General features: G+C 46.8%; 11 protein-coding genes. 3 read left to right on the top strand and 8 right to left on the bottom strand.

Translation table 11 applies throughout. The features are described from left to right. Nucleotides 1-3: 3 nt before the first annotated feature. The 3 genes from OCV68_RS01120 to OCV68_RS01110 are packed head-to-tail and all read right to left on the bottom strand — an operon-like array spanning nt 4 to nt 1,448. Nucleotides 4-366, bottom strand: a complete 363-nt coding sequence (locus tag OCV68_RS01120; RefSeq protein WP_262570193.1) for a sulfite exporter TauE/SafE family protein — start codon at nt 364-366, stop codon at nt 4-6. Continuing rightward, nucleotides 363-716, bottom strand: a complete 354-nt coding sequence (locus OCV68_RS01115) for a sulfite exporter TauE/SafE family protein (protein ID WP_022475080.1) — start codon at nt 714-716, stop codon at nt 363-365. The genes OCV68_RS01120 and OCV68_RS01115 overlap by 4 nt, the downstream gene beginning before the upstream one ends. A gap of 48 nt (nt 717-764) precedes the next feature. Then, the gene (locus tag OCV68_RS01110; RefSeq protein WP_022475079.1) at nt 765-1,448 is read right to left on the bottom strand and encodes a GTP pyrophosphokinase; all 684 of its coding nucleotides are present in this window, start codon (nt 1,446-1,448) and stop codon (nt 765-767) included. A 156-nt stretch (nt 1,449-1,604) separates the two neighbouring features. On the opposite strand from OCV68_RS01110, the gene OCV68_RS01105 reads away from it, so the two are divergent. The 3 genes from OCV68_RS01105 to OCV68_RS01095 all read left to right on the top strand — a co-directional run bounded on the left by OCV68_RS01105 (nt 1,605) and on the right by OCV68_RS01095 (nt 5,548). Next, on the top strand, nt 1,605-2,516 hold the full coding sequence (locus OCV68_RS01105) for an asparaginase (protein ID WP_262570190.1): 912 nt from the start codon (nt 1,605-1,607) through the stop codon (nt 2,514-2,516). 79 nt (nt 2,517-2,595) lie between these two features. Continuing rightward, nucleotides 2,596-3,981: an MATE family efflux transporter gene (locus OCV68_RS01100; RefSeq protein WP_147622311.1), complete on the top strand. Its 1,386-nt coding sequence runs from the start codon at nt 2,596-2,598 to the stop codon at nt 3,979-3,981. Nucleotides 3,982-4,219: 238 nt separating this feature from the next. Then, complete coding sequence (locus OCV68_RS01095; protein WP_262570188.1) at nt 4,220-5,548, top strand: sensor domain-containing diguanylate cyclase; 1,329 nt, start codon at nt 4,220-4,222, stop codon at nt 5,546-5,548. Nucleotides 5,549-5,668: 120 nt separating this feature from the next. Here OCV68_RS01095 and OCV68_RS01090 read toward each other — a convergent pair whose 3' ends face one another. The 5 genes from OCV68_RS01090 to OCV68_RS01070 form a co-directional block, all read right to left on the bottom strand. Then, the gene (locus OCV68_RS01090; RefSeq protein WP_147622509.1) at nt 5,669-6,697 is read right to left on the bottom strand and encodes a 3-deoxy-7-phosphoheptulonate synthase; all 1,029 of its coding nucleotides are present in this window, start codon (nt 6,695-6,697) and stop codon (nt 5,669-5,671) included. 257 nt (nt 6,698-6,954) lie between these two features. Then, entirely contained in the window at nt 6,955-9,582 is a 2,628-nt protein-coding gene (locus OCV68_RS01085; protein ID WP_262570186.1) for a putative bifunctional diguanylate cyclase/phosphodiesterase, read from the bottom strand. 225 nt (nt 9,583-9,807) lie between these two features. Next, nucleotides 9,808-10,596 carry a sugar phosphate isomerase/epimerase family protein gene (locus OCV68_RS01080; RefSeq protein WP_262570184.1) on the bottom strand — a complete coding sequence of 263 codons (789 nt, stop codon included), beginning with the start codon at nt 10,594-10,596 and terminating at the stop codon, nt 9,808-9,810. Nucleotides 10,597-10,609: 13 nt separating this feature from the next. Next, the gene (locus OCV68_RS01075; protein WP_022475072.1) at nt 10,610-11,542 is read right to left on the bottom strand and encodes a carbohydrate ABC transporter permease; all 933 of its coding nucleotides are present in this window, start codon (nt 11,540-11,542) and stop codon (nt 10,610-10,612) included. A 16-nt stretch (nt 11,543-11,558) separates the two neighbouring features. Beyond that, nucleotides 11,559-12,485: a carbohydrate ABC transporter permease gene (locus OCV68_RS01070; RefSeq protein ID WP_262570183.1), complete on the bottom strand. Its 927-nt coding sequence runs from the start codon at nt 12,483-12,485 to the stop codon at nt 11,559-11,561. Nucleotides 12,486-12,578: the final 93 nt, after the last annotated feature.

The following is a 12,578-nucleotide window of genomic DNA, read 5'->3' as shown; positions in this document are numbered from 1 at the left end:
TTTTCACTTATTTCTCACCGCTCCCAAAAGCTCCTTTATGCCGATGAATATTACGAACACGGAAAAAATCTTACCCAGCAGCCCTGTGCCGATAAGCCTTGCACCGTATGCCCCGAGACAGGCTCCCACGGTGCCAGCAATAATTGCAGGGAGCATAGCTTTCAGGTCGATAAGTCCGTTCTTTCGGTGAATAAATACCGACAGCGCCGCTATGGGCAGGAAATATATCAGGTTCACGCCCTGTGCGTCTATCTGGCTCATGCCCATTACTACGGTGAGCCAGATAATTAGTATCATTCCCCCGCCCACTCCCATTGATGCCAGCAGTCCTGCCGCAAATGCCGCAAGCCATGTAAGGAACGTCATTTCATCAGCCCCCTTGCGCCGGCTGCAATAAGCAGCAGTCCGAACACTGCCGACAGCAGCCTGACGGATATCTTTTTCATAAGCTTTGTCCCTATAAGCGCTCCCGCCAGACCAAACGGTATGCACATCAGTGCGCTTTTAAAGTCAAGCTTCCCGCCAAATGAGTAAAACACAGCCGATATCACTGACAACGGCAATGTTATCGCCAGCGAGCAGGCGTGCGCTTTTTTCGGCTCCAGCCCTGTCTTTTTCAGCATTGGCACGGCAACTATCCCTCCGCCCGAGCCGAAAAATCCGTTTGCAATGCCTGTGACCAGCCCCAGAAGCGCCATTTTCATATTCTTACGCAAAAAAATCCCTCCCGTTGTATTTTCTCAACATCGGGAGAGATTATACTATTAAAATTGATAACCGTCAATCATCTTTCTAAGCTGCTGCATACGATAATCTGTCTCGGTAATGACATCGGCGCACTTTTTCAGTTCATCGGCAATATCGTCCTGATTTTCCAGATCCTTTTTATATCTGAGCTTATGGTCAAGGCTTGCCCAGAAATCCATTGCCATTGTCCTCAGCTGTACCTCTACTTTCATATTGCGCTTGCCCGATGAAAAGAACACAGGCACTTCAACAATGAGATGCAGGCTGCGGTAGCCGTTGGGCTTTGGTGAAAGAATGTAGTCCTTGGTGCGGATAAGGGTGATATCGTCCTGGGAAATAAGCTGCTCCGCCAGCTTGTAAATATCATCGGGAAATGCGCAGATAACACGTATGCCTGCGATATCAAAAAGCTCACGCTCGATCGTCCTGATATATTCCTCGGGATTTGACACATTTGCTTCAATTCCACGGCGCTCCAGCTTGTCAACAATGCTCTGTGGCGTTTTGATGCGTGACTTTATGGATTCTATGGGGTTGCGGTCATGGGTAAGCTTGAACTCGTCATTTAAGACCTGAAGCTTTGTCTCCACCTCACGGAGAGCACAGCCGTAATATGTCATAAGCTTTACAAAGGGCTGACTGCCGTCGATTATGGTATTTATGTCCGCATTGCTCATCTGCTTGAAGATCTCAGTGTTCATGTTCCCACTCCAAATTTATTTCAGAACGAATATTTCGTGATGTTCAGGATTTACTTTTCTTAATAATTTTATCATATTATTTTGGCTGTGTCAATGTTTATATGGGAAATTATTTGTGTTAAAATAGGAAAAGATAAGTACAAGGGGGCAGCGAAAATGAAGAAGATAAAATGGCTGGCAACGGGCGGGACCATATCATCTGTGGAGACCGAAAAAGGGCTTGTTCCCGCATCGTCAGATGAGCAGATGAAAAAGATGCTTGAGGTGCTGGGTCTTGCTTCCGAAAACATATGCACGGAGCAGCTTATGAACATAGACAGCACCGAAATATCCTGCGATGATATCAGGAACATAGGCATCGCCGCCGATAAAGCGGTTCGTGGGGGCTTTGACGGAATAATCATCACCCACGGCACGGATACCATGGCATACACCGCCGCCATACTTGACAGAATGATGGACGGCTGCCCCATACCCGTTATCATCACAGGCTCTCAGAGGCCATTTTTTGCAGATGATTCCGATGGAAAAGCAAACCTGCTCAACGCACTGAATGCAGCCTGTGAAAATATCGGCGGAGTTCATATCCTTTTCGGAGACAAGCTCATCAGGGGCGGCAGGGCATACAAGGCATACACCAGAAACGACAACGCATTCATCTCCCCCAGCGGAAAATACTCGGGGTCAATATCAGGCGGCAAGCTCATATGCAGCGAAAAAAAGCCAGACGGCAAATATATCTTCCGCAGTGATTTCAGCCACAAGGCAGGGCTTATCAAGATAACCCCCATGACAAGACCCGAGGAGATAGAAACCGCCGCAAAGCTGTATGACGGCATTGTCATCGAGGGCTACGGCATCGGTGCCATTCCCACAAGGCTTTTGCCTGCAATAAAAAGATCCATATCGGGCGGAGTAAAGTGCGTGCTCATATCCCAGTGCCTTTTCGAGGGGGTTTCCATGGGCGTGTATAAGGTCGGAACACAGGCAAAGGATATCGGCGTTATCTCAGGGGGCGACCTTACGGCAGAGGGTGCGCTGGCAAGGCTTATGTTCGGGGAGATATGACGTTTCTTGACATTTTTCCCTGTCAATGCTATAATAATTAGTGTCTTTTTTTATCGGAAGCACAAGGGAGTGTGGTCAAATGGGTTCCGAAGCAAAGAAATATGAAATAGATATGTGCAGCGGCTCAATACTGAAAAAAATGCTGGCGTTTACTATCCCGCTTATGTTTTCAAGTATTCTGCAGCTGCTTTTCAATGCCGCAGATATTGTGGTCGTGGGAAAATTCGCAGGCGATAACTCTCTGGCGGCTGTCGGCTCGAACACAGCGCTTATAAATCTGCTGACAAACCTTTTTGTGGGGCTGTCCATAGGTGCAAACGTTACAGCCGCACGATTCTATGGAGCAAAGCGTGATGAAGACCTGAGCGACACGGTACATACATCAATGGCAATAAGCCTTATCAGCGGAATTTTTCTTACTGTGGTTGGCATACTGGGCGCAAGGCAGATGCTGGAATGGATGCAGACACCCGAAGAGGTTATCGACCTTGCTTCCCTTTATCTGCGGATATACTTCATCGGTATGACCTCCAACATGGTATATAACTTCGGAAGCGCTCTGCTGAGGGCTGTGGGCGATACAAAGCGACCGCTTTATTACCTTATTGCGGCAGGCATCATCAACATTATCCTGAACCTTATCTTTGTTATAGTGTTCAAAATGGACGTGGCAGGTGTTGCGCTGGCGACCATCATTTCCGAGACGATCTCGGCTGTGCTGGTAGTAAGGTGCCTTATGAAGGAAACGGGCGCTATCAAGCTTATCCTCAAAAAACTGCGCATTGACGGCGCAAAGCTTGGCATGATAATGAGGATAGGTCTCCCCGCAGGCTTTCAGGGGATCGTATTCGCCCTTTCAAACGTAGTTATCCAGTCCTCCGTAAATATTTTCGGAAACATAGTGGTTGCGGGAAATTCAGCCGCCGCCAACATTGAGGGCTTTGTTTATGTGGCAATGAACTCATTCTATCAGGCGACTATATCCTTTGTGAGCCAGAACTTCGGCGCAGGAAAATATGAGCGCATAAATAAAATAGTTATCCGTGGCGAGGCGTGCGTTATCGCTGTGGGAGTGGTGCTGGGAAATCTGGCGGTAATCTTCGGCGAGCAGCTGCTGAGCATATACTCCAACAATCCCGAGGTAATTGCTGCGGGAATGGTTCGACTGGGAATAATATCTCGAACATACGCACTGTGCGGCATAATGGACGTTATGGTGGGCGCTCTGAGGGGCATCGGCTACTCGATAATGCCCATGATAGTATCCCTTGTAGGCGCCTGCGGACTTAGACTTTTATGGATAGCAACAGTTTTCCGGATACCCGAATATCACAGGATAGAAACGGTTTACCTCTCCTACCCTATCACATGGATAATCACCTTTACGGTGCACATCATCTGCTTTATCTGGGCAAGGCACAGGGTAAAGGTTCAGTACGAAATGACGGGTCAGCCCTCCGAATAACTCCGAATAAAATGGTCAGGCATACTAATGAGTGTGCCTGACTTTTTTATTTTCATAACAAATACGTCATCAAATCAATGTCATCTTGTATCATTTTTCGTTGTTATGACACAAAATGAGGCACTGCAATTAAATAATATGTAGTTTTTTTGAAATAACTGTTGATTTTTGGGGCTTGACGTGGTATAATGGAAAAAGCGGTAAAATTGACAGAATAAATATGTGAAGGAGCTGCGCCATGGATAAAAAAAATACCGATATAACCGACCCGTCCATCATTGTTCCCGCTGACAACTGTAAAGACATTTATTTTTCTCTCTTTAACAGTATGTATGACGGACTCAGTGTTTTTGAGGTTTGCGGAAATAAGATCAGGGCGCTGTACCTTAACGAAAGATATTTCGATAATGTGGGCTACACCCTCGAACAATACACCCCTTATATTGAAAACGTTACCGTTACCCTTTTTGAAGAGGACGAGCAGCGCATTTTCGGTCTGGCGCAGGATTGTATCAGGAATCACTCCGACTTTTACTGTGAGGTAAGGGGCTACAGATATGACGGCTCTGTCGGCTGGTTCTGCATACGTGCAAGAACTGTGGATTTCATCAAAAGTGATAATCCCGTTTTCCTCGCTTCCATCAACGATATCTCACGCCGCAAGGAGCTGGAGCATAAGTACAACATAAGCAAGGAGCGCTACAGGATACTTGAGGAAACCAGCAGCGCCTTCCTTTTTGAATATTCGCTTCTCAATGATAACATGACATTTTTCCCCAAGGCGGGAAAATCCCATGAGATAGTAAACTACGGAATGTACCTCAGGCGCAGCAACAGGATATATCCCGATGATGCTATATATTTCTACTACATACTTATGAGATGCTGCCGCAAGGAATGCAAGGGCTTTATAGATATCAGGTATCTTGACAACGTAACGGAAGAATATATCCATTCAAGAGTGCATTATTCAAGCATTGCCGATGAATTTGGCTTTGTGCTGAAGATCGTGGGCAGGATAGAGGATATAACCGAGCAGAACGGTATCAAGGCAGACCTTATCGCCGAGAAATACAATGCGCCGTACGGCACTCTTCCCGCTGCGGGGGACGCTATTGCCCAAATAAGCGAAAAGATATCCCACGAGGGCACAAAGGGCGCTTTGCTTTTTGCTGACATAGACGATTTCGGCGACTTTAACAGCAGGTACGGCAAGGAAGCCGCTGACAATGCGGTGGCCCTTGCGGCTGAGATAGTAGGCGATGTATTCAGCGACTCTGTTGTGTTCAAATTCCCCGATGATGAGTTCGTGATATACACCGAAAATATGTCCGAGCCTGATCTGCATGACAGATACGAAAAGCTTCAGGCAGCGTGCAGGACAATAAAGCTCACCTCAGGCAATACCGTCAGCGACATCGGCATCACATTCAGCGTAGGCGCTGCATGGACTCACAACAGCAGCAAGGTGAATATGAAGGACTATTTCATCACCGCAGAACGAGTGCTCTACAAGACAAAAACAGACGGCAAAAACAGAATGTATGTGGAAAAAATAATCTTCTGACAATAATACAAGCTCAGCCCGAAAGTATCATATGATATTTTCGGGCTTTCATATTGCAAAAAGCCCACCGTATGAACGCCATACGATGGGCTTTGTCTATAGAACGATTAAAGATTAGTATTAAAGCTGGTCTGCGATATCGTAGATGAGCTTTTCGGACTTCTCCCAGCCGAGGCAGGGGTCGGTAATGGACTTGCCGTATGTTCCCTCTTCCACCTTCTGACAGCCGTCAACGATGTAGCTTTCGATCATGAAGCCCTTGACAAGCTTCTTGATATCATTGCTGTGTCGGCAGCTGTGAAGAACTTCGTTGCATATTCTTATCTGCTCCAGATACTTCTTGTTGGAGTTTGCATGGTTTGCATCAACGATAACAGCCATGTTCTCAAGATTCTTTGCTGCATACATCTCGTAAAGCAGTGCAAGATCCTCGTAATGGTAGTTGGGGTGAGAGTTGCCGTGCTTATCAACATAACCTCTCAGGATAGCATGGGTAAGAGGATTGCCCTTGCTGCGTGCTTCCCAGCCTCTGTAGAGGAATGTGTGCTGGGACTGAGCTGCGATAATGGAGTTGAGCATTACGGAATAGTCGCCGCTGGTGGGGTTCTTCATACCAACGGGGATAGTAAGACCGCTGGCGGTAAGGCGGTGCTGCTGATCCTCAACGGAACGTGCGCCTACTGCAACGTAGGAAAGGATATCGGAAAGATATCTGTGGTTCTCGGGATAGAGCATTTCATCTGCACACACAAGGCCTGTTTCGGTAAGAGCCTTTGTGTGAAGCTTTCTGATAGAGATAAGGCCCTCAAGCATATCCTCGCCCTTGGTGGGGTCGGGCTGATGTACCATTCCCTTATAGCCCTGACCGGTGGTTCTGGGCTTATTGGTATAAATTCTGGGAATAATAAGTATCTTGTCCTTTACCTTATCCTGAACCTTTGCAAGGCGGTTAACGTAATCAAGAACGCTGTCCTCTCTGTCGGCAGAGCAGGGACCGATGATAAGCAGGAACTTATCAGACTTGCCTGTAAAAATATCAGCGATCTCGGCATCTCTTTCAGCCTTGATCTTCTTTACTTCTTCGGGGATAGGGAACTGCTTCTTGATATCCTGAGGGATAGGCAGCTTCCTGACGAAATCCATATTCATCATAGTGGGTGACTCCTTTAAAAAATATTGCCCCATGCGGTCGGAGGGCGGTGCGAAAGCCTGTCTCTATATCAGCTATATTTATATCCCACTTTAAAGCCCCATTGCTTTAATGTGTGACAATTTCGATCTGTGACTAATTATAGCACATAGAACAATGATTGTCAAGCACATATTTAGACATTTTTTTTATTTTTTAATATAGGAGTTTTCCTCCTGCAAAGCAAAAAGGCGGCCGAATGACCGCCCTTGTTATATTACTGAATATCGCTCTGATCGGTAATGTCATCGAACAGCAGAAGTAAAATATCCTTTTCGCCGTCGCTGAAAAGCCTGCGGCAGAACATTCTTATGCTGCGGACAGAGCCGTCATCTGCCGTGATGCAAAAATCATGTGGAAGCTTGTTCCTGATGCTGTGCCTGAAGCTTTCTACCGCTCCGTTTCGATCTCCGACAAGCTTATTGTACATGTCCATATGCCTGAAATAAGGCTGATATTCTTCTCTTGTGCAGCCAATCATCTCAAAGAAACTGTCGTTTATCATCAGCGCTTCAAGGTTGCTGCCGTCGCTCTCGGCAATGGCAGCCGCTCCCATAAGGTTGAAAAACAGCGGATTTGACATAACGGAATCCATAAGCTCAGCCACATCGGTGATACCATTATTGCTGAGGTTTTCACTGCTTTCCGTCCGTGAGGAAATGAGCTTCTGCTCAAACTCGTCCGCAGGAATGGGGCGTGAGAAATAATAGCCCTGCATAAAATCGCAGCCGATATTTTTTAGATATTCTGCCTGCTCCTTGGTCTCAACGCCCTCTGCAAGAACTTCCAGTCCCAGCCACCTTGTCATTCGGACAATGCAGTTGAGGATACTTCCGCCCTTTCCGCTGGTGTCCTTGGCATCAAGGAACTTCATATCGAGCTTGATAAGGTCAACCGCCACGTCCTTCAGGGCATTGAGCGAAGAATATCCGCTGCCGAAGTCGTCCATCTCAACGGTAAAGCCTAAATTCTTTAACCTGTTGACCACGTTTATAAGCTCGTCGGAATTTTTTATGTATGCTGTTTCGGTTATCTCAATGGGGAGCAGCTCCTTGGGGATATTATACTTCTCCAGCAGGCTGCAAAGCTCCTTGCAGATATCCTCACGCAGCACGTCGTATCGTGAAACATTCACCGATATGGGGCAGTGCATACCCATATCAAGCCATTTCCGCTGATATATGCAGACCTTCTCCCACACATATCTGTCAAGCTGATATATCATTCCATGGCGCTCAAGGAGAGGTATGAACTCAGCGGGAGATACATTGCCGTGCTTGGGACTGTGCCACCTTACCAGCGCTTCCGCTCCCACCATCTTATTCTGTGCGTAGTTGCACTGGGGCTGGAAGAATACAGAAAGCTCGTGATTTTTAAGAGCGGACTTGAAGTCCTGTATAAGCTCTGTCTCACGCTTCTGACCGTCCATAAGATCGCTGCTGTAAAAAGCGATATCGCTGCTCTGATAGGTCTTAAGGCTTCTTCTGGCAAGATTTGCCTTATCAACAGCCTCGGATATGCTTATTCTTTCATCAAAAACATATATGCCGCTCTGAAGCTCCAGCTTGTAGTTCACCGACTTCATAACATCGGAATTCAGCACTATCTCGTTGAACCGTTCAAAGCGCCTGCGTATTCTTCCCTCGGGGTCGTCCTTGGGGTATTTCGCAAAGAAGCAGAACTGGTCGGCTGCAATGCGGCAGCACGCCTCATCTGGACACATATATTTTTTAAGCAGCTGTGCTATGGTTATAAGCACCTTGTCGCCCATTTTATAGCTGTAACGCCTGTTGAAAAGGCTGAAAAACTTTACATCCATAACGCAGCAGAAATACGTGACATCCGGATTCTGCTCCATAAGATCCGCCGCACGGTGCTTTAGTGCCGCAAAGTTCGGTATTCCCGTAAGAGGGTCGGTGTAGAGCTTCTCCTCCGCTCCCCTTTCAACGCAGTATGCGTGAATGCACTTGGCTACGGACATTCCCACAAGATTAAGGGTCTCCACCGAGGGAAAATGGTTCCTGATATTATGGAGGCTTATTGTACCGATAAAGTCGCCGTTATAGTGCATAGGGATAAGCAGAATGGAGCGAATGCCGCAGGCTGTCCAGTATTCACGGATACGTGGGTCAAGCTTGTCAGCCGTGGAAACGTCCTCTATGCGCAGATATCTCAGATGAATGGTGGCATCGGATATGCTCTTTCTCTCTTCATCGGTAAGAACGGTAGCTATCTGGGTAAAAGGCTCCCCAGACTTTGACCAGCCAGCATTCAGCCTGTTGGGAGTGTAGTCGGTGATGATAGCCCTGTCAGCGCTGAAAAATGTGCCGATTATGGCACAGATCTTCTTGAAATTATCCTCAATGGGATTTTCGTCCATAAGACAGCTGAGAACGCTTGTAAGGGCATTTCGGCTGAGAAGATACTCGGTCATGACCTCGTTGCGCCTTGCCTGGGAATTTATGTTTATGCCCGTGTGGAGCATAGCTCTCCTGCCGTTCCAATCGATGTCGATAACTTTCAGAAAGGCTTCGACGCCAAGCATCTCACATTTATGGGTCCAGAAATAATAGTTATCTCTTCTGAGATTTTTTAACGGACAGAACTCGCAGGGGTGATCCTTGCCCTCGATAAATTCATAGCATTTTCTGCCGTGCCAGTCTCCCAGCTTGCTTGTAACGGTATTATCCTTTTTCTGCTGGAAAAGCAGCAGCTCATAGGTCTCGGAATCACATATATAAAGCCAGTCCTCGGAATCGGACACTATCTCCTCATCGCCGAAATAATATCCGTAATTTTTAGCAAGACCCGTAAGATCCAAGCGGTCACTGCTGCCTGACATCATATAAGGGTCACCTCCGTTGTTCAAGTAATTTCAAGTCACACTTATTTAACTTATATTATAACAGAACGCATTAAATAGTTCAATAGTTTTTAAATAAGTTTGCCGAATTTGCATATATTTGCTTCTGACATTTTAGCAATATTGACTATATATTTTAGACAGAGATTCGGCTGAATACGTTTACATATTCTTCTTTTGAACAACGAAAAAATGCCGCACTTGGCATTATATCGCTTTGTGCGGCAGCTCGTTTCTTATTATCCCCACAGCAGCCATGATATCATCGGCATACTTGGGGTTATACTCAACAGTAAGGTCGGGGGGTGATGGCATTTCGGATATTGCAGCAAAGACGTCATTCCACGGGATAGTTCCGTTATATATGGGCTGATGGCTGTCGGTCATGCCGTCGTTGTCATGAAGATGAAAGCCCTTTATCCTGCTTCCCAGCGTCCTGATAAGGGACGGGATATCCCAGCCGTTCACGTTTGCATGGCCCGTGTCAAGAAGCATACCCCACTTGTCCCCTTTGGAAAGGGCGATGAAATCCTCCTCAGTGACCATAAGGTTATTTTCACGCCATGAGCCTATGTTTTCAAGAAGTATCTTTACGCCGTATGGCTCCGCAAGCCCTGCGGTCATGTACATTCTTTCGTTTAGACGAAGTCGGCGGATAAGCGTTTTTTCGCTGTCAAAAGGCTCCAGACTGCATGGGTGAATGACAACGTAAGGCGCTCCCACAGCCTGCGCCAGCTCAAAGCAGCGCTTGTGCATATCTATAGTATGGCGCATAAGCTCCGTGCCGTCGTCCGCCAGCAGGTCGCAGCCCTCCATGGGGCAGTGGACAGATACTTTCCCCTGCTCTATAAGCTCTTTCATTCTACCCTCGTAGCTGCCTGCGGAAAGGCGGCTGAGATTATCGAAAAAAAGCTCGTAACCCATATCTTCGGCATGGGCATCGGCAAATTCCGTAAGTCTCTCCCCGGGGAGAGGATATGTGCTTATGTAGATCATAGTTATACCTCTTTTACTTGATACCCGATGTGGCAAAGCTTTCAACAAACTGTCTCTGGAAGATGATGAAGATTATCAGCAGAGGGAACACAACGATAAGAGTTGCGGCGCACACATCGCTCCAGTTTGCACCTGTTTCTGCCTGCATTGCAAATATAGCCAGACCAAGAGTAAGGGGACGGTTCTTCTCGGAATTTATCATTACCAGCGGCCAGAGGAAATTGTTCCACTGGTAAGAAGCGGAGATAAGTCCGAAAGAGATATAAACAGGCTTCAGCAAAGGGATATAGATGTTCCATATCATTCGGGGAAGTCCGCAGCCGTCTATCTTTGCAGCCTCTTCCAGCTCGTAGGGAATGGTCTTGATAGTCTGCCTCATCATAAGTATGCCCATGGCGGAAACAAAGAACGGCAGGATAACGCCTATCTTTGTATCGGCAAGTCCCAGGCTGCTGAGGAAGCGGTAGTTCGGCATGATGAGCACATCGGCGGATATCATCATCTGAGTGAGAAAAAGCATGAAAAGAAAGTTTTTTCCGATGAAATTTATTCTCGCAAAGGCATAGCCTGCGGTGGTGACTGAGAAAAACTGCACTGCAAGCGTTGCTGCCACCATAAGTATGGTGTTGATATAATACGTGCCGAAAGGCGCTGCGTCAAGTATTCTTTTGATATTTTCAAGCGTTGGAACGGAAAGCTTGTACAGATCAAGGGAATCCGCACGGGGAACAAGTGCTGTTCTTATCATCCAGAGCAGGGGTATCAGTGATATCACTGCCATGGCAAGCATTATCACAGCAGCCAGCACGAAAAAGGGAGTTATCTCCGCCTTTTCCGCAGGTGACTTTGACTGTTCAAGCTTACGCTCTTCTTTTTTCATCTGCATCTTCTGTAACACAGAAGCCTTCTGTTTTGCAGAAAGAACTGCAATAGTATTTTCAGGCATATTATCCTCCCTTTCATCAGCTGTAGTAGGTGCGTCTGTCCTGAGTGAAGAACTGCACGCCTGTTACTATGAGCAGCATTACAACAAGCACCACAGTCATGGCAGAGGCACGTCCTGCGTCCCAGAAATCAAAGCCTGTCTGGAAGATGTAGTAAAGCACCATATTTGTGGAGTTGTTTGGGCCGCCCTTGGTCATGATATAAAGATGATCCACCATCTTATAGGCATTTGTCAGAGCGATTATTGAAACGTATATTGTTGTGGGTCTCAGCAGCGGCCATGTTATCTTTGAAAAGACGTAGAAGCCGTTTGCGCCGTCCAGCTTGGCAGCCTCATACAGCTCATGGGATATTCCCTGCATTCCGCTTATGTAGAATATCATAAGATATCCCGCCTGCTTCCAGATGAGCATTATGATTATGCCCCAGATAGCAAGCTTGGGGTCGGAAAGCACACGGAGGTTGGGGAAGAAATGTCCCAGCAGACCGTAGCCCGGAGTGTAGATGAAAAGCCAGATATTTGCCACGGCCACCATGGGCAGCACTGTAGGATAGAAGAATGAAAGACGGGCAAAGGAGCGGCTGAACTTCACCTTTTCGGTAAAGAGAGCCATCATTGCGGAAAGTGCGATGCTCACGGGAACGGTTATCACCGCAATGAGGAGATTGTTTTTAAATGACTGCACAAAAACTGCGTCCTTTGCAAGGTGAGTGTAGTTATACAGCCCAACGAACTTAGGGGTTATAACTGCCAGGTCATCTTTGAAAAGGCTGGAATATATACTGCTGCCTATGGGATAAAGGGTAAAAAGGCAGAGAAAGATAAAAGCGGGCAGCAGCATGAGATATGCTTTTCCTGTGTCCTTGAAAAGCCGTTTCTTTTCGTTTTTTGTCAGCTTTTTTCTTGGAGCGGCTTTCTTTGGTGCCGCAGTGACGGTGTTCAAATACTGTTCCTCCTTCGGATTAAATTTTGGCTCCCACCTTTTTCAGATGAGAGCCGATATATACTGATCTTTGATCGTTCTATCTGCCGTGTC

Source organism: Huintestinicola butyrica (assembly GCF_025567215.1).
Classification (GTDB): Bacteria; Bacillota; Clostridia; order Oscillospirales; family Ruminococcaceae; genus Huintestinicola; species Huintestinicola butyrica.
The sequence above is the reverse complement of the archived record's forward strand: the minus strand, read 5'-3'. Positions and strand labels throughout refer to the sequence as shown.

Bases quoted from the DNA above. Each gene is read 5' to 3' on its own strand.
- OCV68_RS01120 (WP_262570193.1), bottom strand. From the start codon at position 366: ATGACGTTCCTTACATGGCTTGCGGCATTTGCGGCAGGACTGCTGGCA.
- OCV68_RS01110 (WP_022475079.1), bottom strand. From the start codon at position 1,448: ATGAACACTGAGATCTTCAAGCAGATGAGCAATGCGGACATAAATACC.
- OCV68_RS01105 (WP_262570190.1), top strand. From the start codon at position 1,605: ATGAAGAAGATAAAATGGCTGGCAACGGGCGGGACCATATCATCTGTG.
- OCV68_RS01100 (WP_147622311.1), top strand. From the start codon at position 2,596: ATGGGTTCCGAAGCAAAGAAATATGAAATAGATATGTGCAGCGGCTCA.
- OCV68_RS01095 (WP_262570188.1), top strand. From the start codon at position 4,220: ATGGATAAAAAAAATACCGATATAACCGACCCGTCCATCATTGTTCCC.
- OCV68_RS01090 (WP_147622509.1), bottom strand. From the start codon at position 6,697: ATGAATATGGATTTCGTCAGGAAGCTGCCTATCCCTCAGGATATCAAG.
- OCV68_RS01085 (WP_262570186.1), bottom strand. From the start codon at position 9,582: ATGATGTCAGGCAGCAGTGACCGCTTGGATCTTACGGGTCTTGCTAAA.
- OCV68_RS01080 (WP_262570184.1), bottom strand. From the start codon at position 10,596: ATGATCTACATAAGCACATATCCTCTCCCCGGGGAGAGACTTACGGAA.
- OCV68_RS01075 (WP_022475072.1), bottom strand. From the start codon at position 11,542: ATGCCTGAAAATACTATTGCAGTTCTTTCTGCAAAACAGAAGGCTTCT.